General features: G+C 63.0%; 15 protein-coding genes. 13 read left to right on the plus strand and 2 right to left on the minus strand.

What is annotated here, in order from left to right; all coding sequences use genetic code 11:
* Positions 1-6: 6 nt before the first annotated feature.
* A complete protein-coding gene (locus ACQR1H_RS22090; protein ID WP_434899872.1) occupies positions 7-1,692 on the plus strand; it encodes a recombinase family protein in 1,686 nt (561 codons plus the stop codon).
* 367 nt (positions 1,693-2,059) lie between these two features.
* Positions 2,060-5,410 carry an autotransporter outer membrane beta-barrel domain-containing protein gene (locus ACQR1H_RS22095; protein WP_434899871.1) on the plus strand — a complete coding sequence of 1,117 codons (3,351 nt, stop codon included), beginning with the start codon at positions 2,060-2,062 and terminating at the stop codon, positions 5,408-5,410.
* 191 nt (positions 5,411-5,601) lie between these two features.
* On the opposite strand, the gene ACQR1H_RS22100 is transcribed toward ACQR1H_RS22095, so the two are convergent.
* A complete protein-coding gene (locus tag ACQR1H_RS22100; RefSeq protein ID WP_316237293.1) occupies positions 5,602-7,176 on the minus strand; it encodes a winged helix-turn-helix domain-containing tetratricopeptide repeat protein in 1,575 nt (524 codons plus the stop codon).
* A 138-nt stretch (positions 7,177-7,314) separates the two neighbouring features.
* Between ACQR1H_RS22100 and ACQR1H_RS22105 the strand changes: the two genes are divergently transcribed.
* From ACQR1H_RS22105 to ACQR1H_RS22125, 5 genes are all read left to right on the plus strand, one after another.
* Positions 7,315-8,064 carry an SDR family oxidoreductase gene (locus tag ACQR1H_RS22105; RefSeq protein ID WP_434899761.1) on the plus strand — a complete coding sequence of 250 codons (750 nt, stop codon included), beginning with the start codon at positions 7,315-7,317 and terminating at the stop codon, positions 8,062-8,064.
* Between the two features lie 61 nt (positions 8,065-8,125).
* A complete protein-coding gene (locus ACQR1H_RS22110) occupies positions 8,126-9,079 on the plus strand; it encodes a helix-turn-helix transcriptional regulator (RefSeq protein ID WP_434899762.1) in 954 nt (317 codons plus the stop codon).
* A 99-nt stretch (positions 9,080-9,178) separates the two neighbouring features.
* Complete coding sequence (locus ACQR1H_RS22115) at positions 9,179-10,168, plus strand: alpha/beta fold hydrolase (RefSeq protein WP_434899763.1); 990 nt, start codon at positions 9,179-9,181, stop codon at positions 10,166-10,168.
* 38 nt (positions 10,169-10,206) lie between these two features.
* Positions 10,207-11,412 carry an NAD(P)/FAD-dependent oxidoreductase gene (locus ACQR1H_RS22120; protein WP_316237289.1) on the plus strand — a complete coding sequence of 402 codons (1,206 nt, stop codon included), beginning with the start codon at positions 10,207-10,209 and terminating at the stop codon, positions 11,410-11,412.
* A gap of 72 nt (positions 11,413-11,484) precedes the next feature.
* On the plus strand, positions 11,485-12,402 hold the full coding sequence (locus ACQR1H_RS22125; protein ID WP_434899764.1) for an MBL fold metallo-hydrolase: 918 nt from the start codon (positions 11,485-11,487) through the stop codon (positions 12,400-12,402).
* Between the two features lie 223 nt (positions 12,403-12,625).
* Here the strand turns inward: ACQR1H_RS22125 and ACQR1H_RS22130 are convergent, their stop codons facing one another.
* On the minus strand, positions 12,626-13,267 hold the full coding sequence (locus ACQR1H_RS22130; protein ID WP_434899765.1) for a hypothetical protein: 642 nt from the start codon (positions 13,265-13,267) through the stop codon (positions 12,626-12,628).
* Positions 13,268-13,630: 363 nt separating this feature from the next.
* Between ACQR1H_RS22130 and ACQR1H_RS22135 the strand changes: the two genes are divergently transcribed.
* The 6 genes from ACQR1H_RS22135 (at position 13,631) to ACQR1H_RS22160 (ending at position 25,323) form a co-directional block, all read left to right on the plus strand.
* Positions 13,631-13,957 carry a SecDF P1 head subdomain-containing protein gene (locus ACQR1H_RS22135; RefSeq protein ID WP_434899766.1) on the plus strand — a complete coding sequence of 109 codons (327 nt, stop codon included), beginning with the start codon at positions 13,631-13,633 and terminating at the stop codon, positions 13,955-13,957.
* Between the two features lie 201 nt (positions 13,958-14,158).
* Positions 14,159-16,318, plus strand: a complete 2,160-nt coding sequence (locus ACQR1H_RS22140) for an exonuclease domain-containing protein (RefSeq protein ID WP_434899767.1) — start codon at positions 14,159-14,161, stop codon at positions 16,316-16,318.
* Positions 16,319-16,537: 219 nt separating this feature from the next.
* Positions 16,538-17,494 carry an ArdC family protein gene (locus ACQR1H_RS22145; protein WP_434899768.1) on the plus strand — a complete coding sequence of 319 codons (957 nt, stop codon included), beginning with the start codon at positions 16,538-16,540 and terminating at the stop codon, positions 17,492-17,494.
* Between the two features lie 110 nt (positions 17,495-17,604).
* Positions 17,605-19,728 carry a ParB N-terminal domain-containing protein gene (locus ACQR1H_RS22150; RefSeq protein WP_434899769.1) on the plus strand — a complete coding sequence of 708 codons (2,124 nt, stop codon included), beginning with the start codon at positions 17,605-17,607 and terminating at the stop codon, positions 19,726-19,728.
* Positions 19,729-19,939: 211 nt separating this feature from the next.
* A complete protein-coding gene (locus ACQR1H_RS22155; RefSeq protein WP_434899770.1) occupies positions 19,940-24,253 on the plus strand; it encodes a strawberry notch-like NTP hydrolase domain-containing protein in 4,314 nt (1,437 codons plus the stop codon).
* Positions 24,253-25,323, plus strand: a complete 1,071-nt coding sequence (locus tag ACQR1H_RS22160; RefSeq protein ID WP_434899771.1) for a DUF7146 domain-containing protein — start codon at positions 24,253-24,255, stop codon at positions 25,321-25,323. The genes ACQR1H_RS22155 and ACQR1H_RS22160 overlap by 1 nt, the downstream gene beginning before the upstream one ends.
* The last annotated feature ends 34 nt before the right edge of the window (positions 25,324-25,357 follow it).

Below are 25,357 nucleotides of genomic sequence, written 5' to 3' on the forward strand. Positions count from 1 at the left end.
GGGGGCATGATGATGGTCAACGCGCTCATCGTTCGCGAGACCCACCTTCCGCAATCACCAAACGGGCGTGCAGCGCAATACGTTCGCATGTCGACGGACTATCAGCGCTACTCCATCCAGAATCAGGCTGCGGTGATTGCGGCCTATGCTCACGCCCACGGGCTTTCGATCGTCAAAACCTATGCGGATCATGGCGAGAGCGGTCTCAAGATCAAGAACAGGCCGGGGCTCGCCAAGCTGATCGAAGACGTCAGCAACAGGCGGGCCGACTTTGACCATATCCTGGTCTATGACATCAGCCGGTGGGGGCGCTTTCAGGATGTCGACGAAGCCGCACATTATGAGTTCATCTGCAAGCAGGCAGGGATCAGGGTCAGCTATTGCGCTGAGCAGTTCGACAATGACGGCAGCATGCTGTCCAACATCGTGAAGAACCTGAAGAGGGTTATGGCCGCGGAATATAGTCGCGAGCTCTCGCAAAAGGTTCACGCCGGTTCATGCAGGTTTGCGCGGATGGGATTCGCGCTGGGTGGCCAAACGATGTTCGGCCTTCAGCGTGTACTCGTTGACGAGAAGCTACAGCAAAAAAAGGTGTTGGTCAGGGGAGACCGAAAGTACCTGATGACCGACCACGTCAGGCTGCGGCCGGGCGAAATGAATGATCGTGCTGCGATCGCGTGGATCTTCAGGCGCTTTACCGAATTGCGATCCGAAACAGCGATTGCCCGCGAACTCAACGACCGGGGGGCGCCCACCGCCAACGGCCGAGTCTGGAATCGGGCGATGGTGGGCAGGATTCTGCGCAACGAGAACTATCTGGGAAACATCGTCTACAATCGTCGTTCTCGCAGGCTCGGCGGTGTCTCGGTTTCCAACCCGCCAGAGGATTGGGTTCGCGGCGAAGCCGCCCTTGAGCCGACTATCGATCAAGATCTCTTCCGGCAGGTGCAAAAGATCATAGCGGAACGGCGGGTCGACCTTTCCGAGGAGGAAATGCTGCTGCGGCTGCGACAGACATTAAAGAGGAAAGGATGTCTCAGCCCCTCGATCATCAATTCGACGATTGGTCTGCCGTGCTGCAAAACATACATGGATCACTTCGGGACTCTCAGAAGGGCATATGAACTGGTCGGGTATACGCCAAGGCGGCGCTGCGACTATTTCGATGTGCGGCGCGCCTGGTCAAGTGACCTCGTGAAGCTATCGTCGCGTATCTGCGCGGAGATAAAAAGGCAGTCGGGGATCGGTGTCCGCTTCGGCAATGTCAGAGGATACGTCTATTCTGCTCCGGAACATCATCTGGTCGTCGGGTCCAAGCGCCACCTCTTTTTCCGAATAGCCTATTGGACCGCAGCATGTCGGCGAAGTGTTTCTCCATTTTGGACCGTGTCTTGCCGGCACCTGCCTGAGGGATTGATCATTGCCATCCGACTTGGCGAGCGCAACGGATCGATTCTGGATTATGTTGTTCTCCCGACCGTCGCTAACGCCAGTCTGACGATCAGATTTCAGGAGCAGGGACGCGTGGATCATGGCGTCTTGTACTTCAAGACAGAGGGCGCCCTGGCTCGTGCAGTTGCTCGTCTCGTCACCGCACGGAACCATACCGGGCGAACACGGCCGCAAGCGCTGATCCGAGCACTGAAAGAAACCCCAACCAACGAACAGGGCGCCGGCCGGCGGCGTCGATAGAACGAAGATAAAGATACGCTCCGAGCAGCGGCCCGTAGTTTCGTCGGAAGTCGCCGTTCAGTTTCGAAATATGAACAAGGTCGGACTTCGGACCTTTGTGTTCAGCCATTGCTGTCTCCCTGAATTGAGTCAGCACCCTATGAACCACTGATTTGCCCGACGGCGCAAGACAAAATTTCTGTTTTTTAGAATTTGATTCAGCGCTCGCACGGTGGGGGCTGGTTGGCGTTTCAGGCAAGAGAGGCTGGTTTTGGTATGGATGTCGTCAGCTGGCCGGGCCGGCAGAGCAGACCGGATTGTTTGAAACTTCCGGTAACATGATGACATGAATGGAAACCTCAGATAATTTGGTATCTGGGGGTGGTTCATGCGTCAGGTGTTGTTTCGCGTGTCGATCGCGGTCGCGTTGGGTTGCAGTGCGGGGTTTCCGGCTTTGGCGACCGATCTTTGGCAGTTCGATTTTACGTCCTCGCGCGGCGGCGGGCAGTTTCTGGTCAATCCGGCCAATTTCGTCATTCCGGCATCAGCTGGCTCGCCGTCCACGTTCAATGTGGTCGGGGCGAATATCACGATCGATGCTGGAGGTGTGCTGGGGACCGCTCACTACACGTTGGGGAGCTTGTCTGGGACGAACTGTACGCCGGCGGAGTGCCGGGTGATTTTCTCCGTTCCAGACGTTGTTCCCGGGTTTGGCACCTACGATGTCTTGCTGCAGCTCAACTTCGAACGGATCTGGGTGAATTGGTCTACGCCCAGTCAGCAACAGATTCAGATGTGGTTGAGCACCAATCCCACGGCAACTTTCAACTGGAACGATGTGGCTACGGCGACGCGGACGGTAGTGTCTGTTGCGCCCGGATGGCTTGCCACGCCGATCAACTCCGATTGGAACACGGCAGCGAATTGGACTGTGGGATCGGTCCCCCTTGCGACAGACACCGCCCGGTTCGGCGCCTCGACGGTGACCGCAATCGACATCAGGCAGGCAACGCAGGTGGCTGGTTTGAGCTTTCTGAGCGGCGCTCCTGCCTACACATTCAATGTGACCGGTAACTCCGGTGGTGCCGCGTCGCTGGTGATCAGTGGGGCGGGGATTGACGATCAGTCCGCCAATCGCCCGAGTTTCGTGGTCTCCGGCGTCACGGGCAATCTCGGGGCGCTCCAGTTTGCCAATTCGGCGACGGCCGGTGACGCTGTCATCACCACGGGCGCCTTTGGAGTTACGCGCTTTATCGACACCAGCAGTGGCGGCACCGCCCAGCTCATAACCAATCTCGGCGGCTCGGTCGACATCTCTGGGCTGACCTCTGGCGGGATAAGTGTTGGATCGATTGCTGGCGCCGGTAACTTTGTCCTCGGTTCAAAAGCCCTCACGACCGGATTGTTGAATACGGACACCGAGGTTTCGGGTGTCATATCTGGGGCCGGTGGCAGTCTGACGAAGGCTGGAAGCGGGGCGCTGATCCTGTCCGGCAACAACACCTATTCAGGAGGTACCCAGCTGAACGCCGGCTCTTTGGCCATTGCCAACAATAACGCCTTGGGCAGCGGAACGCTCAATATGGCGAACGGAACGAGCCTCTCTTTCGCGAACACGGCCGACTTTGCAATCGGCAACGGGATTCAGGTCACAGGGAGCGGACATTTTGCGGCGCCGGCAGGCACGACGCAGACCGTCCAGGGGACGATCTCGGATGGAGGGTCTGCTGGAACGCTGGTGTTCGACGGCGTTGGAACAATGGTCCTGGCCGCTGCCAACGCCTACACCGGCGGTACCGTGATCAACGCGGGCACCTTACGTCTTTCGGGCAGCGGCACGCTCGGTGCGGCCAGCGGATCAACGACGGTCGCAGGCGGAATTCTCGACCTTGGCGGAACCATTCAGACGCAAAATGGAGGTGTCTTCCTGACGGGTGGGACGGTCAGAAATGGTGCGATCGCGTCCAATACAGACTTTGTCGTTCAATCCGGCACTGCAGACCTTGATCTCAGCGGTGCCGGCGGTCTCACGAAAACGGGCGCGGGTACGTTCGTCCTCGCTGGGACGGCGAGCTACACCGGAGCAACGAATATCAACGGCGGCGTGTTCCAAGTAGACGGAGCGCTCACTGGGACGTCGGCAGTCAACCTGAATTCCGGGATGATAACCGGCACCGGGACAATTGATCCCCTGACGGTCAGCATCAATAGTGGCACCGTCCTCGCGCCCGGAAACGGCACAGCCGGGAGTTCGATGGCGATCGTGGGGAATCTCGCATTTCAATCTGGCGCGATCTATCTCATTCAGCTCAATCCGACAGCCTCGAGTTTCGCCAGTGTCAGCGGCACGATGACGGCGGGCGGGGCAACGGTCGATGCAATCTTTGCTGCGGGAAGCTACGTCGCCAAGCGCTATACAATTCTGTCCGCCGGTGGCGGCGTCAGCGGGACGTTTGCTTCCCTCGTGAATACCAATCTCCCGGCTGGTTTCAAATCCGCCCTCAGCTATGACGCAAATGCTGCTTATCTCGACCTATCGCTTGATTTCGTTCCGGCAAGCGCGCCGAACTACGGTGGCGGCCTGTCCGCGAACCAGCGGAATGTTGCCAACGCACTGACGCGGTTCTTCGATACGACCGGCAGTATTCCGCTCGTGTTTGGCACACTTTCGCCTTCAGGACTGACCCAAGTATCGGGAGAGCTCGCGTCAGCTCCGCAGCAGGCTACGTTCAATGCGATGGGGCAGTTTGTCAGCCTGCTCGGGGATCACGGTCAGGCCGGAGGCGACGGCGGTGGCGAAGTTGCCCCGCTGGCCTATGCCGAGGCTGGCAGGACACCGAGTCGGCCGGCGGGGAACGCGTTTGCGTTGATGAGCAGGCAACCAGAATCGCTTGAGCCGCGCTGGAGCGTTTGGGTTGACGGATTTGGCGGGTCGCAGTCGACGGATGGAAGCGCCGGAGCCGGATCAGCTCACTCCACCAGCCGGATCTACGGGACTGCGGTCGGGGCAGAGTACGCATTGACGCCGGCCACGATCGCGGGATTTGCTCTCGCGGGGGGCGGCACAGGGTTCAGTGTCAACGCTCTCGGAACAGGGAGATCTGATCTGTTTCAGGCTGGCGCCTATGTTCGGCACGTCCAAGGGCCGGCCTATCTGAGCGCAGCCTTGGCTTACGGTTGGCAGGATGTAACGACAGATCGCACCATAGCCGGTGTCGATCGGTTGAAGGGGTCGTTCAAAGCGAACGCCTATTCTGGACGCGTTGAAGCAGGCTATCGCCTGTCGGTGCCCTTGATCCGCAATTTCAGTCTGACGCCCTATGCAGCAGGCCAGGCCACCCATCTGGATCTGCCCCAATACGCCGAGCAGTCGGTCGCTGGCGCCTCCGTATTCGCCCTGAGCTATTCCGCCAAGCGAGTGACAGATTACCGGACTGAAATAGGACTTCGGACCGGCCTGTCCTTGGGGAACGAGGATGGCGAGTTCAGCTGGCGAGGCCGCGTCGCCTGGGCTCATGACTTCAACTCGGACCGCAGCATCGCTGCAACTTTCCAATCACTGCCGGGGGCAAGCTTTACCGTCAGCGGCGCGCGGCCGGCGCCAAATGCTGCTTTGACCACTCTGGGTGTAGAGCGACATTGGCGCAATGGCTGGTCCGCGGCTGCGACCCTCGACGGAGAGTTCTCGACCAGCACACGTTCCTATTCCGGTAGAGCTTCCATGCGCTATGTCTGGTGACCGAGGCGTCGCGGGAATGGATGAGGCGGATCATCGGGGACTAGGCGCGTGACCCCAAACTCAATGTCGTGATGGAAACGCGATGTCCACTTTAGCCGTTAGAGCGGCCGAAGTTGTGCTGCAGCGTGAATGGTCGTGAGGGGCCAGAAACAGACCTCAGCGATCGATTGACGGGTCGTAAAGCTGGGCTCTCACTCCGGCAGGCCTGCCAGCCGCAGCCCCTTCTTGAACGTAGCCCGATGCTCAGGCCGCTGGATCGGTATCCAACTCTCCAGATTGGAAATACGAAACGCGGGATGCAGCTTGAGCAAATGAGCGGCTGCATCTTTCGCTTGCGCCATTCGGCCGGCAATCGCGTGCGACGCGATGATAATCAGCACGACGAACCCCGAGCTCGGCAACTGCTGGAACGACCGCTCGGCCCAGGCCAGAGCCTGATCGAACCGCTCCGCGAAAAGATGCGCCATTGCCATGCCGGCCTGCATCCGGAACATCTCCGGATCGAGCGGGCTGAACCGCATCGCGCGTGAGAAGAATTCGATGGCGCTCTCGGGATTGCCGCGTAGGACCCGCAGGAAGCCGCCCAGGAACCAGGCCGCCGCCAGATTGGGGTTGAGCAGCAGAGCCCTGTCGAGCAATGCAACCGCGCCTTCCAGATCGCCGGCGAGATGGGCCAGCGTATGCCCAGCCCGGGTGAGCGCGACGGCATCATCCCTGCCCAATTCGATCGCCAAGCGGGCCAGCCGGATGCCTTCGGCGTATTCCCGGGACTGATCGGTCATCCAGCCGTTGATCTTGCGCAGGCAATAGCACCACGCCGCCATCGCATGCGCCGAGGCAAAGCCGGAATCGAGCGAAAGCGCCTTCTCAAACAGCAACAAGGCCTCGTCGATCGCGTCTCGCGTCCCGCGATGCAGATGCGGCATGGCGCGCAGATAGTGATCATATGCGCTCAGATTGCCGGTCGGCTTTCGCCGGGCGCGTTCGATTTCCGCGCGTTCGAGTTGCGAGGCAATCACCCCGACGATGCTGGTTGCGATCTGGTCCTGAAGCTCGAACAGGTCGTCGATGGTCTCTTCAAATTTGTCCGCCCACACATGAGTGCCGGTCGTCGCATCCACGAGCTGCCCGGTGATGCGCACCCGGTTGGCGGATTGCCGCACGCTGCCTTCGACGACGTAGCGCACGCCGAGCTCACGGCCGACCTGCTGCTCGTTCACGGTGCGGCCCTTGTAGGTGAAGCTCGAATTGCGGGCGATCACGAACAGCCAGCCGATCCGTGACAACGCGGTGATGATGTCTTCGACGACGCCATCCGCAAAATAGTCCTGCCCGGGATCGCCGCTGAGGTTTCGAAACGGCAGCACCGCGACGGAGGGAGCATCCGGGAGTGATAGCGTCGGCAGCTGATCGACCGAAGAATGCGATCGGGCATCTGGGACGGTCGCGGACACCTCGTCCTGCCGGACCCGGCCGATGAAGCGCAGTCCCTTGCGCGAAATCGTCCGGATCAGGCGCTGCTCCTTGCCGCTATCGCCGACCGCCCGGCGCACCGCGTTGACGTGACTCGTCATCGTCGATTCGGAGACGATGCGACCGTCCCAAACGGCGCCCAGCAGATCGTCACGCGTCACGACCTGATCCCGGTTGCGAACCAGGTAGAGCAGAAGGTCGAAAACTTTGGGCCCGACCGCGACGAGCTGCGAGCCCCGCGTCAGCTCGCGCCTCTCCGCATCCAGGCAACAATCTTCGAACAGGAAACGCAAGGCCGCTCCGCTTGGACGACAATCCAACGAGAATTGAAGGCCAATTCAAGCCTTCCGCAAGGCTTTCCTGCCTGCATCCGCCCATCCTCGCTGTTGTAACCAGGTCGTCTCCGGCCGGGAAAGTCGAGGAAAATCAGCATGAAGATCGTTGTCGTCGGGGGAGCCGGCCTGATCGGGACAAAACTGGCGGGCCTGTTGCGTCGCAAGGGTCACGAGGTCGTTTCGGCCTCCCCCCGCACGGGCGTCGACGCCTTCACCGGTGAGGGGCTCGACCTTGCGCTGTCGGGCGCGGACGTCGTCGTCGATGTCGCCAATTCACCGTCGTTCGAGGACAATGCGGTTCTGGAATTCTTCAGGAGGTCGACCCGTAACGTGCTTGCGGCCGAGGCCGCCGCGGGCGTCCAGCACCACGTCGCACTGTCCATCGTCGGGACCGATCGCCTTCCGGATTGCGGCTATTTCCGCGGCAAGCTCGCTCAGGAGCATCTGATCCGCAGCTCAGGTCGTTCCTACAGCATTCTCCGGGCCACCCAGTTCTTCGAGTTTGCCGGCCATATCGTCGCGACTTCCACACATGGGCAAGTCGCCCGGCTGTCGCCGGCGCTTTTTCAACCGGTGGCCGCGGACGATGTCGCTGCCGCACTCGCCGATGTGGCGCCGGCCGCGCCGATCAACGGCATCGTCGAACTGGCTGGCCCGGAGCAGCTCAGCCTCGACGAATTCGGCCGCCGATACCTCGCCGCGATCAATGACCCGCGCAAGGTCGTCGCCGATATCCACGCCCGCTATTTCGGCACGGAGCTGGACGACCGATCGCTCACGCCGGGCGACCATCCGCGGCTCGGCGCCATCCGCTTCGGAGATTGGCTTTCGTTCCTTCGCCAGTAACGCAAGCGCGGCCGGCGGTGCTCTCCGGCAACCGCCACGCCGCTCCTCGTGCGAGATGAACATGACCAAGGCTGTTCCACACGATCTTGAGGGAGAGGAGACGGCGGCCGCGCCCGAACCGCGCGAAGCCGTTCGCCCGTCGGCCAACCGCCCTCTCGCGGACGCCGAGATGGCCCGCGTGCTCGGCACCGAGCCATTTCGCATGGCACTGGACGCGACCGGCGGCGGGGTGACGCACTGGAAGCACGACCCGCTCCACGACGTCGTCGAGCCGATGACCCACCACGTCATCATGGCCTACAACGGCGTGGTTCAGCGCATGGAGCGGCGGTCGGGACGTTTCGTCTCGGCAGGCACGTTTCGTCCCGGTGTCGTCATCATCATTCCCGAAGGCGCAAGCTCGCGATGGGACATCCCGAAGCCGGTCGATGTCGTGCAACTCTATCTTCCGCACAGCACGCTGGTGCGCGTGGCCGACGAAGCCGGAACCACGAGGCCGGCCGATCTCCTCGAACGGACCGCGCATCCCGACGCGATCACGTCCCGCCTGCTGCTGAGCGCCGCGGACGTCCTCGAAGGCAACGAGGCTCTTGACTCGCTGTTTAGGCAGCAACTCACCGACCTCCTCGCCACGCGTCTGCTGGCCGCGCACGCCGGCGCGCCGACCGCGGTCCATCCCGTCGTCGGCGGTCTGGCGCCGAGAGTGCTGATGCGCGCCATCGAGCGGCTTCGCTCGGAGAGCGAAGCGGACGTCTCGCTTGCGGCGCTCGCGGCGGACGCCGGCCTGTCGCGCTTCCATTTCTGCCGCGCCTTCAAGGAAAGCACCGGGCTCTCGCCGCATGCCTGGCTCCGCCAGCGCCGGCTCGAGCAGGCGATGCAGATGCTGCGTGACACGGACGTGTCCGTGGTCACGGTCGCGGCAGCGCTCGGCTACGCCTCGCAGACCGCGTTTGCTGCTGCATTCAAGCGGCTGACCGGGGACACCCCTACCGATTGGCGCCGGCGGGCGCGTTAGCAGCAATTGCTCTTTAGTCGCCGCAACCGCGCTGGGGCACCAGCACACAGGGCTCGTTAGATCATCATCGTGTCCATGCCCGCCAACCGGAGATGACCAATGCCCTTTAACAAGCCGCTCAACCGGATTGCGAACACTACGCGCCGGAAGATCCTCGCGACCTCGGTGATGTCCGCCGTCTCGCTCAGCGTCCGCTCCACGACCGCGATCGGCGACGAGTCGAGAAGCCCGGCCATCGCCGCGCAGCCGGCGGATCCAACGGCGTTCGTGACGACCAAAGACTGCGTGAAGATTTTCTACAAGGACTGGGGGCCGAAATCGGGCCAGCCCATCGTCTTCCATCACGGCTGGCCGCTCTCCTCCGACGACTGGGATACGCAGATGCTGCATTTCGTCGGCAAGGGGTTTCGCGTGATCGCCCATGATCGCCGCGGTCACGGCCGCTCTAGCCAGGTCGGCGACGGCCACGACATGGATCACTACGCGGCCGATACTGCCGCGGTGGTCGATCATCTTGACCTGCGGAATGCGATCCATGTCGGACATTCCACCGGCGGCGGCGAAGCCGTCCGCTACGTCGCGCGTCACGGCCGCGGCCGCGTTGCCAAGCTCGTGCTGATCAGCGCCGTGCCGCCGCTGATGGTCAAGACAGAAAACAATCCCGGCGGCTTGCCGGTCACCGTTCTCGACGAGGTGCGCCGGCAACTCGCCGCCGGCCGGGCGCAGTTCTATCTGGAATTCGCGAGCGGTCCGTTCTTTGGCTACAACCGCCCCGGTGCCACGGCGTCGCAGGCGGTGATCTGGAATTGGTGGCGTCAGGCCATGAGCGGCGGCGCCAAGGCGCATCTCGACGGCATCAGGGCTTTCTCCGAAACCGACTTTACCGAAGACCTCAAGGCCATCGCGGTGCCGACCCTCGTCCTGCACGGCAGCGACGATCAGATCGTTCCGGTCGCGGACTCGGCGCCGCTGTCGGCGAAATTGCTGAAGAACAGCTCGCTGAAAATCTACGACGGCCTGCCGCACGGCATCTGTACCACCCATGCAGCGATCGTGAATGCCGATCTGTCGGCCTTCATCGCCGGCTGATCCTCTGCATCGATCCAATCCAATCACAGGAGATACAAATGCGACTGGTCATCATCGGTGCCGGCTTCGCCGGCATGTATGCTGCATTGTCCGCTGCCCGGCTGCGCGACATTCACGGCGTTTCGCCCGAGGCGCTGGAGATCGCGCTGATCGCCCCGGAGCCGACCTTGGTCGTCCGTCCGCGGCTCTACGAACCAAACCCCGAAGCGCTGACGGCGCCGCTGCTGGATGTGCTCAAGGCGATCGACGTGGTCTATGTGCAAGGCACCGCCGAGGCGATCGATGCTGCGGCACGCGAAGCGAGCATAGCGGCACCCGGGGGCAAACGAACGCGGCTCACCTACGATCGCTTGGTCGTGGCCACCGGCAGCCGGCTATTTCGTCCGAGCATTCCCGGCCTTGCCGAGCACGGTTTCAGCGTCGACTCGCTGGACGACGCGGTGGCCCTCGATAGGCACCTGCACGGACTGGCCGGCCGGCCGGCCGGGAATGGCCGCGACACGGTCGTCGTCGCCGGCGGCGGGTTCACGGGTATCGAAGTAGCCACCGAGATACCCGCGCGGCTCCGCGCCATTCTCGGCCCCGATGCGCGGCCGCGCGTCGTCATCGTCGAGCGCAATCCGGTCATCGCTCCCGATATGGCCGAATCCGCGCGTCTCGTCATCGAGGATGCGCTGAAGCGGATCGGCGTGGAAACGCGGCTCGAAGTCGGCGTTGCGTCGCTCGACCAGTTCGGCGTGACCTTGTCGGGCGGCGAGCGCATCGCAGCCGAAACCGTAATCTGGGCCGCCGGCATGCGTGCCGCGCCCCTGACCGAGCAGATTCCTGCCGAGCGCGACAGTTTCGGGCGGCTGCTGGTCGACCGCGACCTGCGCGTGCCGAGCGCGGCGGGCATCTTCGCGACGGGCGACGCTGCGCGCGCCGCCTGTGATGATGACGGCAACTATGCGCTGATGTCGTGCCAGCATGCCACGCGGATGGGCGCTTTCGCCGGCAACAATGCCGCCGCCGAACTGCTCGGCGTTCCGACCACGCCTTATCACCAGGAGGCCTACGTCACCTGCCTCGATCTCGGCGAGGCCGGCGCTCTGTTCACACGCGGCTGGGATCGGACGGTCGAGATGGTCGGCGACCAGGCGAAGAAGACCAAACGGGAGATCAACACCGTCTGGATCTACCCGCCGCTTGCTGAACGTGCCGCTGCACTCGCCTCCGCCGATCCGGAACGCGTCACCAATCTCTGACCGCCTCAACCGAACGAGCCGGACGTGCTCAGGGATGAACCATCCTTCAATGACCTGCAACAGGAGACCAACATGAATCTGCAAAACACCTCTCACCTCGCCACATCGAAGCCGGATGAACTGGTGCCGTCGCGCTACGCCCTGAAAGTCGGCGAGATCGACGTGCTGGTTATCAGCGACGGGGTGCTCCCGCTGCCGACAACGATGCTCGGGCACAACGCCGCGCCGTCGGCGCGAGCCGCCTGGTTCAAGGACATGTTCCTGCCGACCGACGCCTTCGATTGGGCCCTGAATGCCGTCGTCGTCCGCAGCGGCGGGAAGACCATCCTGATCGACGCGGGGCTCGGGTCTGATCCCGACCTGAACCTGCCCCGAGCCGGACAGCTGATCAAACGCCTAGAAGCCGCCGGTATCGATCTCGCGTCCGTCACCGACGTCGTGCTGACCCATATGCACATGGATCACGTCGGCGGCCTGCTCGTCGAGGGCGTGAAGGACCGGTTGCATCCGGACCTGCAAATCCACGTTGCGGCCGCCGAAGTCGAATTCTGGCGCGCGCCGGATTTCTCGCGAACGGCGATGCCGGAAGGCTTCCCGGACGCGCTGCGCACAGCCGCGAAGCGGTTCGCGAAGGAGTACCATAACCAGATCCGGCAGTTCGACGAGGAGCACGAAGTCGCGCCGGGCGTTGTCGTCCGCCGCACCGGCGGTCACACCCCGGGACACAGCATCGTCCGCCTGACGTCCGGCGGCGAAGCGATGACCTTCGCGGGCGACGCCGTGTTCACGGTCGGCTTCGAACATCCCGACTGGCACAACGGCTTCGAGCACGACCCGGACGAGGCAACGCGCGTTCGCGAGGGATTGCTGCGGGACTTGGCGAAGACGGGCGAGTTGCTGGTCGCCACCCATATGCCGTTCCCGTCCATCGGGCGCGTCGGGCGCGAAGGTAACGTGTTTCGGTTCGTGCCGATCTACTGGGACTACTAATCGTTCGCCGGATTGAAGCCGGGCTGCGGTGCAGGACATCACCAGGAAGTGCGCCTGCGCCGCAGTTTGCTCAGTTATTCGATGACGGCGGTGTCAAATGAATTTACGTTGCCAGTAGAGTGAACAAATTAAGAAAGTCGGCTTTGGGGCCAGAAGCGGACTTGCCTCTCCGGCGCGCTTGGGATCATTCGATGGATGGATTCGTGGACGGTTCAAGCGCGACTTACCGCTCAATTGCCATCCAGCGTCCGAGGCTTTTCATTTCCAGCGGTGCCCAGCGCGATTTCGTCTCGCTGGCGCGAGCGATCTCGAACCAGATGCGCGGCGTCTTCCGGGCGATAGAGATCGCGTTGGGAAGCGTCTGATGAGGCATGACGGGTCTCGGACGCGGAATGGCGATGTCGCCGGCCATGAAGCCGCACGCCAAGAGCACGCGATCCGCTTCTGGTTTCTCGATTACAGCGGCTTGCAACCGTTCTCTGAGGTGATCGAATGTGATTGCGGTGAGGCGGATGTCGGCGAAGACGGGGGTATGACTCGAATAGTGCTGCAGTCCAAGCTCTCTGGCCTCATTGAGCTCGCAGAGATGGAAGGCGCTGCCTTCCAACTCGGCATTCCCTGCACGTCGCTGGATTACAATTTTGTCCAGGTCCCTCAATCTGTACGCGTCTTCGCCGGCAGAGAAGTCAGCGGCCTGCGTGACGAAATCGAGCCGATTCTGCCAATGGGGCAACCAGAACTCTTCGACGAGCGGTCCGCACCACGCGTCCTCCATGATCGACGGTTCAAACAATAGCGTCAACCGGCGTTCCTGCCGCCACTCGGCGTGCCATTCGTCTTCCGAAAGGATCTCGACGCCTTTCATACGGCAACCCCGGTGTTCTGTTGACCGCATCCACACGGCACAAGATGTTGCGGATGGTATAAGACGACTCTCTGCCTACGAAAGAGCTTACAACAAGTCGCCTCGTCGATTTGCTGGTAAAACCGGGCGAGTCCGCTTTAGGTCTTGGCCGCGTGAAAACGTTTCATCGCGGGTGACGCCGCTTTGAACAGCCCTTGGGGCTCCGGATTGGCGCCGAAAGGCACAATTACAGGCAAATAACCGCATTCTTCGCAATAAATTGGACGTCATGTCAGCATCCGAACTTGGAGCCAGGCAATGAAGTCATGCGCGTCTCGAACACTTCTCATCGCACTCACCAGCGTCCTATGGATTCCAGGATGCATGGCCGAACAAATTGTAGTTCCGCTCGTCGGAGCGGTTGCTGATCATGACCAACGGACAGGAAGGCCGATCTTAAGACTCTCCTTTGCAGAGGCGTCCAATGAGAAGATGCGCAACTTTGGGAACAACCACGCTGGCGAGAAGGTCGAGTTCTGCCTTCATGGACGGGTGCTTTTTATGCCGGTTCTGAGAGAGCCCATGTCAGCCGGGACGGCGCAGATCAGCGATCCCAGTTGGACGGACCAAGTGGTGCTTGAGCTGGCGAAACAACTCTCCGACATGCCAGCAGGGGAAATTGAAATCCGATCGTTGGCGGAGCCGAAGTAGTATCTGTCGGGTCATTTTCGACGGATTCGGTCGTGATTGTCGCGGGCACTCACTTGACGAATCGAGGCTAAAAGAACGAAAGTGGAACAGAATAGCCGCAACGTCAAGTAGGCCCCAATGCTTCGCCCTCACCTCGGGAAGAAGGGTTCGGACTGAACAGCGCTACGCTATGCAAGAGAAGGCATCAAGAGAGCGCTCCGGATGAAGCCGCAAGTTCTTCCTGTCTATTACTACCTTGATCATTTTACGGAGGTGCTTGGCTTCGTGAAGAAGACTTACGGTGCTGTCCTGACCCCGGAGCACCATCTCTTCATCGAGCAATTTGACGGTCTTCCCAGGGATGCACAATGCCTTCTTGTCCGCATGGTCAATCGGCGGGGAGCGATCTTCAATCGCGCGCTCTTCAAATATCCAGAGATTGCAGATGTTGAAGCCGCGGCTCGGCATCTGCTTGCCAGCGCCCATGCTCGTGTTCTGCAGGTCGACGACTACGCCGCTTTCGTAACATGCTTGCCCAAAGACATCCTTGTGACGGCGGCGCATGCATCTGGAAGATCCGATATTCGCAAATCCTGGTCGAAGTCCAAGCTCATCGAATACTTTCTCGCCAATGTTCCTTTCGAGGTCGCTGCTCGGCATTGTGGTGGGAAGAACTTCATCGCGCTTCACAACACGCGGCCGATCGAATTTATGCTCTATCTCTATTTTGGCAAGACGGAGCGGGATCTCAAGACCTTTGCGCTACGCGATCTCGGCATCATGCGCACCAACAATGCGACCTCGTTCAGTGCACGCTTTGCGGATGGCGATGAAGCCCACGCCTGCTTTCATTATAGTAGCCTGCTCGACCAACTCGAGACCGAAGCCGAGGCTGTCTATCGCCAGGGAGTGGTCGACCTGCTCGGCGGGCCGCCAGGTCCGACAGATTACGCTCAGGACCTGAGAAGCCGTGCCGCCTTCAAGCTTGGCCAGTTCTTCGAGAAGGGCGCCGATACGGCGCTCGCACTTCAACTCTATCGTGCCGGCTCGTCCCCCGAATGCCGCGAGCGCCTCGTGCGCCTTCACTACAGTCTGGGCGCGAAAAGCGAATCTGAAGCACTTCTGCGCCAGATCATTGATGATCCGGCGAGCGACGAAGAGCACGTTTTTGCGGTTGACTTCTATGCGCGCAAGTTCGGCGGTCGGCGAACGGGGCTTTGCACCGAACTCCTGCGCTCGGGGCGCGTCGTCGCGGTCGACGACACACACCGGGGCACCCCGGAGGCCGGTGTCGCTGGGGTCATGCGGCGTCAGGGCAGCCAAGTATATTTTGCCGAGAACGCCTTGTGGCACACCCTGTTCGGCCTTCTGTTCTGGGACGAGCTGTTCGAATCCGGTCAATTGCACAGCGGCTTCGACTGGGTCCCTCAATGTCTCAAGGATCGCACGTTCATTCGGATGTTCAAGGCCCAGGTGAATGTGAAGCTTACCGCCGTCCGATCGGGTAATGCCCTTCCGCTGATCTTGCGTGCGCTTGCTGCGCGCTGGGGGCGGCCCAATGGCATCTTCAACTGGGATCGCTTTCAGATCGAGGCTGTCCGTACGCTTCTCGATCACGCCAGCCCTCATGGCATTGCCGCGATCTTGCACGCGATGTGCGAGGATTTTCGGGCGATGTGTGACGGATTCCCTGATCTGATGCTGCTTCGCGATGGCGCGGTCTCATTCTTGGAGATCAAGGCAGAGGGTGACGTCATCCGCCGCAACCAGCTCACGCGCCTGCGGCAACTGCAATCAGCCGGGCTCCAGGCTGAGATTTGCAGGGTCGAGTTTTGCTTCGACCCAGGGCAGGATTACATTGTTGTCGATATCGAGACGACCGGGAGCTGGGCGTCTGGCGACCGCATAACCGAGATTGGCGCGGTCAAGATCCGTAATCATCAGGTTGTCGATGAGTGGCACTCCCTGCTCAATCCTCAGCGTGCCATTCCGGCAAATATCATGCGGCTCACAGGAATCACGAACGAGATGGTTCGCGATGCTCCGGTTTTCGCATCTGTTGCAGACAGCTTTCTCGAATTCATGGGTGACGGCGTCTTCGTCGCGCACAACGTCAATTTCGACTATGGCTTTATCGCTTACGAGTTCAGCCGTCTCGATCGAAAGTTCCGCTTTCCCAAGCTTTGCACCTGCGCCGGAATGCGACGGCGCTATCCCGGCCATAACTCCTACGGGCTCGGAAATCTATGCCAGATCTATGACATCGAACTCGAGAGCCATCATCGCGCACTCTGCGATGCGAAGGCTGCCGGCCAGCTGCTCAATCTGATCAACAGGAAGCGCGAAAGTGAGGGCCCGCTGGCGGAGGAACAGGCCGCTTAAAGATGCGGTGTTGTCCCCAGAGAGGCAATACACGCATACAGCTCATCATCCCGGTGGACGCCAAACGGCGATGTCCTCCCGGAAGCTCCGGAGGGATTTCATGAGCCGTCGGCTCTGGATGGGCGTGAAGCTCGTTGAGAGCAAGAGTGCAGGCCGGGTTGGCCGTGACGGGTTGGAAGTGGCGAGAGAGTTCCGCCGCGCCCGTCGCGGAGATCCGCGATGCAGGGACGGAGACTTGGTGCGCGCGCTGGCGAGAGTCGGGCGAGCCTCTATGAGGAGATCACGAGCAAGATCATCGGTGAGCTGGAAGCTGGCCGGGTGCCCTGGGTTCGGCCATGGGGGACGCAAGCGGCAAAGGCTCAGCTGGCCTTGCCACGGAATGGGGCTACGGGTCGGGCGTACTCGGGGATCAACGTTCTCATCCTCTGGGGGGCAGTCATCGAGCACGGGTTGACGGGCCAGAGCTGGTTGACCTTCCGGCAAGCTCTCTCGCTTGGCGGTCATGTCCGCAAGGGCGAGCGCGGCGTCTCTGTCGTCTACGCCGACCGCTTTGTGCCATCGGATGAGCGGCAACGTGCCCGGGAGGTCGGCGAGGAGGCGCAAGCAATTCCGTTCCTGAAGCGGTTTACTGTATTCAACACCGACCAATGCGATGGTCTGCCAGATGATATCGCAACCGTGCCACCGCTTCCGCCGCCGGGTGTCATGGAGCCTGTGGTCGAGACCCTGATTGTCAACAGCGGCGTCGACTTCCGGATCGGGGGGGATCGTGCGTTCTATGCGCCAGTCGAAGATTTCGTGCAGGTGCCACTGCCAGCGGCGTTCTTTGAGCCGATCAACTGGTACCGCACCGCTTTGCATGAGCTCGCCCATGCGAGCGGTCATGCCTCTCGGCTGAATCGGGATCTCTCGGGTCGGTTCGGCAGCCGCAAATACGCCTTCGAGGAGCTGATCGCCGAGATCGCGGCCGCCTTCAGCTGCGCCGCGCTCGGCATCGTGCCGACCGTGCGCCACGCCGACTATCTCGGCTTCTGGCTCGACGTCCTGCGCGAGGATAGTCGCGCCATTGTCCGGGCGGCAAGCCAGGCGAGCCGCGTGGCCGACTATCTCCTCGGCTTTGCGCCGAGTGCTGGTGGCCTCGCTCAGCCGAGCGCTCCGGATCGCGTACTCGCGTGAACCTTGCACGCCTGGGTGAACAGTGGAGAGGGAGAGGGCGAGAGGTGTTCAGCGACGGGTTGAAGGCCTGAGAGAGAGGCTCCGGGCCGCCCGTCGTGGAGAACGAAGACATGACCAAGGCCGCTCACAAGGTCACGCTGTCGCCGTCGCGCGACATTCCTTTCAACAAACTCGTGCTCAGCCAGTCCAATGTGCGCCGGATCAAGGGCGGCGTTTCGATCGAGCAATTGGCCGAGAGCATCGCCGAGCGGACGCTGCTGCAAAGCCTGAATGTTCGGGCTGTCCTCGATGCCGAGGGCAGGGAGACCGGGATGTTCGAGGTGCCCGCGGGCGGCAGGCGCTACCGGGCGCTGGAGCTCCTGGTGAAGCAGAAGCGAATGGCGAAAACGCAAGCCGTGCCTTGCGTGGTGCGCGATTCCGGTTCGGCGCTGGACGACTCGCTCGCCGAGAACGACCAGCGTGTCGGTCTGCATCCGCTAGATCAATTTCAGGCATTCCAGGCCCTGCGTGACGGCGGCATGGGAGAGGAGGAGATCGCGGCGCGGCACTTCGTGACCGTTGCGGTCGTCAAGCAGCGGCTGCGGCTGGCCGCGGTCTCGCCGGCGCTTCTGGACGTGTATGCCGCCGACGGCATGACCCTGGAGCAGCTGATGGCGTTTTCGGTGACTTCGGATCATGCACGCCAACAGGAGGTCTGGGACAAGGTCAGCCGTTCCGGCGGCGATACGCCCTACCAGATCCGGCGGCAGCTCACCGAGCAGACGGTTCGGGCGTTCGATCGCAGGGTCCAGTTCATAGGACTGACTGCCTATGAGATGGCCGGCGGCGCTGTGCTGCGGGATCTGTTCGAGGCCGACGATGGCGGCTGGCTCCACAATGTCGCGCTGTTGGATCGGCTCGTGGCGGAGAAGCTGAAGGCTGAAGCGGAACGGATAGGCCTTGAGGGCTGGAAGTGGATCGCGGCCGCCGTGGACTTCCCTTTCGGGCATACCCATGGCTTGCGCGAGCTTCACGGGCAGCCGGCAGAGCTCACCGCCGACGAGCGGGCGACCATGGAAGCGCTGCGGGCCGAACAGGCCGGGCTCGAGGCCGAACACGGTCAGGCGGATGAACTGCCTGAGGATATCGATCAGCGTCTCGGTGAGATCGAGGCGGCGCTGCAGTCCTTTGACGAGCGGCCGACGACCTTCGATGCGGCCGAGATGGCGCGTGCTGGCGCGTTCGTCAGCATCGGCTCGGAAGGCCGACTGCGCGTCGCCCGCGGTTTCGTCCGACCCGAGGATGAGGCCGTGGTGTCAAAAGATGAGCCGGAGACCGAAGCTGGTCACGACAGGGCCACTGCGGCCGCCATTCCGGATAGGGAGGGCGGGGTGCCGGCGGCGACAATCGTCATCGGTCACGGCGAGCAGGACGCGCCCGCCGACGCGGAGGATGTCGAGCGGCCGCTGCCCGACCGGCTGATCAGCGAGCTCTCGGCGTATCGCACGCTCGCCCTTCGTGAGGCACTCGGCCGAGAGCCATCCATCGCCTTCCAGGCGGTGCTGCACACCTTCGTGCTCGCGGCCTTCTATCCCTACGGATCAGTCCTCAACTGCCTGGAGATCTCGCTGCGCACCCCGAGCTTCCCGGCGCAGCCGCCGGGCCTGCAGGACAGCGCTCCGGCAAAGGCGATCGCCGCGCGTCACGCGGCCTGGAAGGCGAAGCTGCCGGCCAACGACAAGGACCTCTGGGCAGCGTTGACGACGATGGACGGAGCGGCCCAGGCCGAGCTGTTCGCCCATTGTGCCGCGCAAGCGGTGAACGCGATCGTTGAGCCGGCCAGCCACGTGCATCAAGGCCGCCTGTCCGCCCACGGCGTCCGCGGGCGCCTCGAACAGGCCGACCATCTGTCGCGCGCCGTCGGGCTCGACATGACCAGCGCCGGCTGGAAGCCCACCGTCGACACCTATCTCGGTCGCGTCACCAAGCACCGCATCCTGCAGGCCGTGCGAGAAGCGAAGGGCGAAGCGTCGGCGCAGCTCATCGAGCATCTGAAGAAGCCGGACATGGCGCGCGAAGCCGAGCGGTTGCTCGAAGGCAGTCGCTGGTTGCCAGAGCCGCTGCGTGGCGCGGATGCCGAGGTAACGCAGGCGGCCGATGGCGTCGATGCCGCCAGCCTGCCGGCGTTCCTCAGTGAGGATGAGGAGGCGACGGAAGGCGGTGACGACGTAGAGGAGACCGTTGCCGCGGAATGATCAGCTTGCCTTCGCGGCCGATCCCAACCCCAACCTGAAGAAACCGAAGTGCAAGCCCGGTCAGATCGGCCGGGCTTTTTTCATGGAGATCACTGTCGCGTCGAGCAGCTCGAGAGTGAGAGAGGCGGAGCAGCGCGATTGAGTCCGCCGGACCGGAGAGAGCGTTCGGCGGTGCTCTTCCGTGTTCCGCTCTCCTTGAAGGTTCCTCGACATGATCACCGAGACGAGCTCACCTGCGGCGCCCTTCGCGCTGCTTGCGCGCGCCAAGGCCGTCCTTCGTGCGGCCGAGCTGCTGCTGCCAAACCTTACCCGTGGCGAGCGGATCGATGCCCGGTGCCTGCGCCTGGTCATGCAGACCGCGTTCGGCGCCAGTGACGCCGATGGAAGCTGGGATTGGAAGACCGCCTACGAAGCCTGTGAGATCGCCTCTGTCCAATTCCTCGTCAAGCACGGTCCAGCGATGATCAAGGCCAGCAAAGGCACTCCCCCGGCCATGCTGGCGATGGTCGCAAAGGTCGCGGGCCTACTGCCGAGCCACACCAGGCGCTCGCTCGAGAGCCAGAGTCTTCAGCAGTTCTCGACCCCGCTGCCATTGGCGTTCGCTGCGGCCGCGGCGGCGCAAGTGACCTCGGCCGATCGGGTGCTCGAGCCATCGGCGGGGACAGGAATCCTGGCCGTCTTTGCGGAGCTTGCTGGCGGCTCGCTTCTGCTCAATGAGCTCGCTGCAAGTCGCGCAGCCTTGCTCGATCTGGTGTTCGCGGGTCTGATCGTGACCCGCTTGGACGCCGCGCAGATCGATGATCATCTCGATGCGGCCTTCGTTCCAAGCGTGGTTCTGATGAATCCCCCGTTCTCGGCGACCGCGAGTGTGGACCGTCCGCTGGCCGATACGGCGTTGCGCCATGTGTCTTCGGCCCTCGCACGGCTTGGAGACGGGGGGCGACTGGTCGCAATCACGGCCGCCGGCCTTGCGCCCGACAATCCGAGCTGGACGGATGCCTTCGTGCACCTGCAGGAGCGCGGTCGTCTGGTGTTCTCCGCGGCGATCGATGGCGCAGTCTATGCGCGGCAGGGCACGACGACCGCCACACGGATGCTCGTGATCGACAAGCGCCCAGCGCCGGACGCTCGTGTGTTTCCGCGATCTGCCGGCGTGGCACCTGATGTCAGGACCTTGCTCGGCTGGATCTCGGCGCTCGTGCCACCGCGGTCGCCGATGGCCAGCCGGTTTGTCGCTCAGGTAGGCCGGCGTGCAAAAGTTTGTTCGAGAGATCGACGGGATCTGGATCCCGCACGCTCCTCGCCATTGCCGACGTCCGGTGAGCCTGAGGGCTGCGAACTCGCCTACGACACCGTCGATGAAGTCTCCGACGAAGGAACTCGCCTGACTGACGCGCTCTATGAGACGTATCAGTTGCAGTCGATCCGGATTCCGGGCGCGCAGCCTCATCCCACGAAGCTCGTGCAGTCGGCGGCGATGGCCTCCGTCGCACCGCCAAAGCCGTCCTATCGGCCGCATCTCCCGGCCAGGATCGTCACCGAAGGCGTGCTGTCCGGCGCGCAGCTCGAGAGTCTCATCTTTGCCGGCGAAGCGCATGGTGGACTCCTCACCGGCTTTTGGACGGTCGACGAGACCTTCGACCAGGTCCGTGCGGTCGGCGAGGACACGGAGAGGGCGGTCCGCTTCCGGCGCGGGTGGTTCCTCGGTGATGGCACGGGCGCCGGAAAAGGCCGCCAGGTCGCGGGCATCCTGCTCGATAATTGGCTGAAGGGCCGGCGCCGGGCGGTCTGGATCAGCAGGTCCGACAAGCTGATCGAGGACGCGCAGCGCGACTGGGCAGCGCTCGGTATGGAGCGGCTTCAGGTCACGCCGCTGTCGCGCTTCCGCCAGGGGGCGCCGATCCGGCTCGATGAGGCCATCCTTTTCACGACCTATGCCACGCTGCGGACCGACGAGAAGGCCAAGAAGCTTTCCCGCGTGCGCCAGATCGTCGACTGGGTGGGACGGGATTTCGATGGCGTGATCATCTTCGACGAGAGCCATGCGATGCAGAACGCCGCAGGCCACAAGGGCGATCGGGGCGATCAGGTGGCTTCACAGCAGGGCCGCGCCGGATTGCGGTTGCAGCACGCGCTGCCTAATGCCCGCATCGTCTACGTCTCGGCGACAGGCGCGACCACCGTTCACAATCTGGCCTATGCCCAGAGGCTGGGACTGTGGGGCGGCGCGGATTTCCCGTTTGCGACGCGGGCGGACTTCGTGGCGGCGATCGAGCAGGGCGGTGTCGCGGCCATGGAGGTGATGGCGCGCGATCTCAAGGCCCTCGGGCTTTATGCGGCGCGCTCGCTGTCCTTCGAGGGCGTCGAATACGAGCCGCTCGAGCACCGGCTCACGGACGAGCAGGTCAGGATCTATGACGCCTATGCCGAGGCGTTCGCGGTCATTCACAACAACCTCGAGGCCGCGATGCAGGCGGCCAACATCACCGGCGCAACCGGCACGCTGAACCCCCAGGCCAAATCGGCCGCGCACTCGGCCTTTGAGTCGGCCAAGCAGCGCTTCTTCGGGCACCTCCTGACTTCGATGAAGACGCCGACGCTGATTCAGGCGATCAAGCGCGATCTCGATGCTGGCCACGCCGCGGTCGTCCAGATCGTCTCCACAGGTGAAGCCCTGATGGAGCGCCGGCTGGCCGAGATCCCGACCGCGGAGTGGGGCGACGTCCAGGTCGACATCACGCCGCGCGAATATGTCCTCGATTATCTCGTCCATTCCTTCCCGGTCCAGCTCTACGAGCCGTTCACCGATCGCGAGGGCAATCTGTTGTCGCGTCCGGTCACTCGCGATGGCCGGCCGGTCGAGAGCCGCGAAGCGGTCGCTCGCCGCGATCGGATGATCGAACATCTCGCTTCGCTCGCGCCGGTGCCGGGTGCGCTCGACCAGATCGTTCAGCGCTTCAGCACGGACATGGTCGCTGAGGTCACGGGCAGGTCGAGACGGATCGTCCGCGTCCGCGATCGGATGGTGGTCGAGACGAGGGCGACCTCTGCCAACCTCGCTGAGGCCGCAGCGTTCATGGATGACAGGAAGCGCATCCTGGTGTTCTCGGATGCCGGCGGCACAGGCCGCAGCTACCACGCCGAGCTCTCGGCGACGAACAAGCGGCTGCGGGTGCATTATCTGCTGGAGCCAGGCTGGAAGGCGGATGCCGCGATCCAGGGGCTTGGCCGGACCAATCGTACCAACCAGGCGCAGCCACCGCTCTTTCGCCCTATCGCCACCGACGTGAAAGCCGAGAAGCGCTTCCTGTCGACGATCGCGCGCCGGCTCGACACGTTGGGCGCGATCACCCGTGGCCAGCGCCAGACCGGCGGACAGGGACTGTTCCGGCCGGAGGACAACCTCGAAAGCCCGCACGCCCGCGATGCCCTGCGTCAGTTCTATGGGCTGCTCGCCCGTGGGCAATTGGGGAGCTGCTCGCTGCAGCGGTTCGAGCAGGCCACGGGATTGAAGCTCACGGACGAGAACGGTCTTCGCGACCAGCTGCCGCCGATCACGACGTTCCTGAACCGGCTGCTGGCGCTGACCATCGAGCTGCAGAACATCCTGTTCACGGTGTTCGAGCAGTTGCTCGCGGCGCGGATCGAGGGCGCGATCGCATCCGGGACTTTCGATGCCGGTCTGGAGACGCTGCGTGCAGAAAGCTTCGTCGTCATGGAGCGGCGCACCATCAACACCCATCCGGCGACAGGTGCCGAGACGCATCTCGTCACCATCGCCCAGCGTGACCGCAACCGGCCGATATCGCTGAACGAGGCCTTGGAGCGGCTGCTGCAACGCCGCGCTGTTCCAGTGATCCACGTCCGCTCGGGCCGAGCGGCGATCCAGGTGCCGGCGCCGAGCTGGTTGCTCGACGATGGCGAGATCGAGCAGCGCGTCCATCTGATCGGACCGATGCGACGCCAGACTCTGCCGCTCGCCAGGCTGGCCGAGCATGATTGGGCCGAGGCAGACCGCGAGCAGTTCAAGGCTGGCTGGAGTGCGGAGCTCGCATCCATTCCGGAGTTCACGACCACCACGATCTACCTCGTCACAGGGCTTCTGCTGCCGATCTGGAAGCGCCTCCCTCAGGAGTCCGCGCGGGTCTACCGGCTCCAGACCGATGCGGGCGAGCGCATCATCGGCCGCAAGGTGCCACTCAGTTGGGTCACCGCAGCGTCGACCGAGCGACCTTCGCTCGCTCCCGATGACGCGTTCACATCCGTGCTGCGTGACGGCTACGTACTCGATCTTCATGAGGGCTTGCAGCTGCGGAGGGTGCGCGTCATGGGCGCCAACCGAATCGAGCTCTTGGGCTTCCCTGCGGGCTTACGGGATTGTCTCAGGGCCTGCGGGCTGTTCAGCGAGATCATCTCGTGGAGGCTGCGGATGTTCGTGCCGACCGATGCAAGCGGCCCGGCGATCCTAGCCAGCGTTCTGGAGCGGTTTCCCATTGCTGAGGTCCGCGGGCGGGAGCTGTCGTGATGTCAGACGACGCGTCTGAACTGGCGCGCCGCCTTGCGCGTGAGGCCGAGGCGGTGTGCCGTCACTATCTGTCCAGCGGCAGACGTCAGGGACGCTACTGGTTGGTCGGTGATGTCAACAACACGCCGGGCCGATCATTGTTCGTGCGATTGCACGCCTCATCGAAGGGGCCGGCCGGCAAATGGACGGATGCTGCGACCGGAGAGCATGGCGATCTGCTCGACGTCATCGGCTCGGTTTGTGGCCTGAGCAGCTTTCACGCGGTTGCCGAGGAGGCGCGCCGTTTTCTGAAGCTGCCGGACTGGGAACGCACGCCTCCAGTCGGTGCTGTGAACGCCGTGCGCCCCCGCGACTCCGCCAGAGCCGCTCGCCGGCTGTTTGCGATGGGGCAGCCGCTGTCTGGAACGCGCGGCGAGGCCTATCTCGCTCATCGCGGTATCGACCCGCGCGCAGGCACTGACGGTCTACGTTTTCATCCACGTTGCTATTATCGGCCGGACGATGCCACCGATGTCGAGACATGGCCCGCGCTGATTGCCGCTGTGACCGACCTCGAGGGGCGTATCACCGGGGTTCATCGCACCTGGCTGGATCCCGACGGCTTCGACGATCGCAGGCTTGGCAAGGCGCCAATCGACACGCCGCGGCGGGCGATGGGCGATCTGCTTGGGCATGCCGTGCGCTTCGGGACCGCCAAGGACGTGCTTGCGGCCGGCGAGGGCATCGAGACCATGCTGTCGTTGCGGACGGTGCTGCCGACCTTGCCGGTTGCTGCTGCGCTCTCGGCCAACCATCTGGCGAATCTGCTCTGGCCGGCCACGTTGCGCCGGATCTATGTCGCTGTCGATGCTGATGCTGCTGGTATCGCCGCCGCAGAGACGTTGACGACCCGCGCGCTGGACGCCGGTATCGAGGCGATCGCATTATGCCCTCGCCTGGACGACTTCAACGAAGACCTTCGCGGTCTAGGGACAGCCAAGCTCCTGGACGTCTTGGCTCAACAGCTGCTGCCCGAAGATGCCGAGCGCTTCGTGAGCGCGGCTGCGACCTCAACGTCGGCTCGACGCTAGAGAGTCGTTCGGCGCTCGCCGCGCATCGTCGGGA

Source organism: Bradyrhizobium sp. HKCCYLRH2015 (genome assembly GCF_051168215.1).
In the GTDB taxonomy this organism is placed as follows: Bacteria; Pseudomonadota; Alphaproteobacteria; order Rhizobiales; family Xanthobacteraceae; genus Bradyrhizobium.

Coding starts and splice junctions, on each gene's coding strand:
- ACQR1H_RS22115 (WP_434899763.1), top strand. CDS start 9,179: ATGCCCTTTAACAAGCCGCTCAACCGGATTGCGAACACTACGCGCCGG.
- ACQR1H_RS22110 (WP_434899762.1), top strand. CDS start 8,126: ATGACCAAGGCTGTTCCACACGATCTTGAGGGAGAGGAGACGGCGGCC.
- ACQR1H_RS22105 (WP_434899761.1), top strand. CDS start 7,315: ATGAAGATCGTTGTCGTCGGGGGAGCCGGCCTGATCGGGACAAAACTG.
- ACQR1H_RS22150 (WP_434899769.1), top strand. CDS start 17,605: ATGACCAAGGCCGCTCACAAGGTCACGCTGTCGCCGTCGCGCGACATT.
- ACQR1H_RS22160 (WP_434899771.1), top strand. CDS start 24,253: ATGTCAGACGACGCGTCTGAACTGGCGCGCCGCCTTGCGCGTGAGGCC.
- ACQR1H_RS22135 (WP_434899766.1), top strand. CDS start 13,631: ATGGCCGAACAAATTGTAGTTCCGCTCGTCGGAGCGGTTGCTGATCAT.
- ACQR1H_RS22145 (WP_434899768.1), top strand. CDS start 16,538: ATGCAGGGACGGAGACTTGGTGCGCGCGCTGGCGAGAGTCGGGCGAGC.
- ACQR1H_RS22155 (WP_434899770.1), top strand. CDS start 19,940: ATGATCACCGAGACGAGCTCACCTGCGGCGCCCTTCGCGCTGCTTGCG.
- ACQR1H_RS22120 (WP_316237289.1), top strand. CDS start 10,207: ATGCGACTGGTCATCATCGGTGCCGGCTTCGCCGGCATGTATGCTGCA.
- ACQR1H_RS22140 (WP_434899767.1), top strand. CDS start 14,159: ATGAAGCCGCAAGTTCTTCCTGTCTATTACTACCTTGATCATTTTACG.
- ACQR1H_RS22090 (WP_434899872.1), top strand. CDS start 7: ATGATGATGGTCAACGCGCTCATCGTTCGCGAGACCCACCTTCCGCAA.
- ACQR1H_RS22125 (WP_434899764.1), top strand. CDS start 11,485: ATGAATCTGCAAAACACCTCTCACCTCGCCACATCGAAGCCGGATGAA.
- ACQR1H_RS22130 (WP_434899765.1), bottom strand. CDS start 13,267: ATGAAAGGCGTCGAGATCCTTTCGGAAGACGAATGGCACGCCGAGTGG.
- ACQR1H_RS22095 (WP_434899871.1), top strand. CDS start 2,060: ATGCGTCAGGTGTTGTTTCGCGTGTCGATCGCGGTCGCGTTGGGTTGC.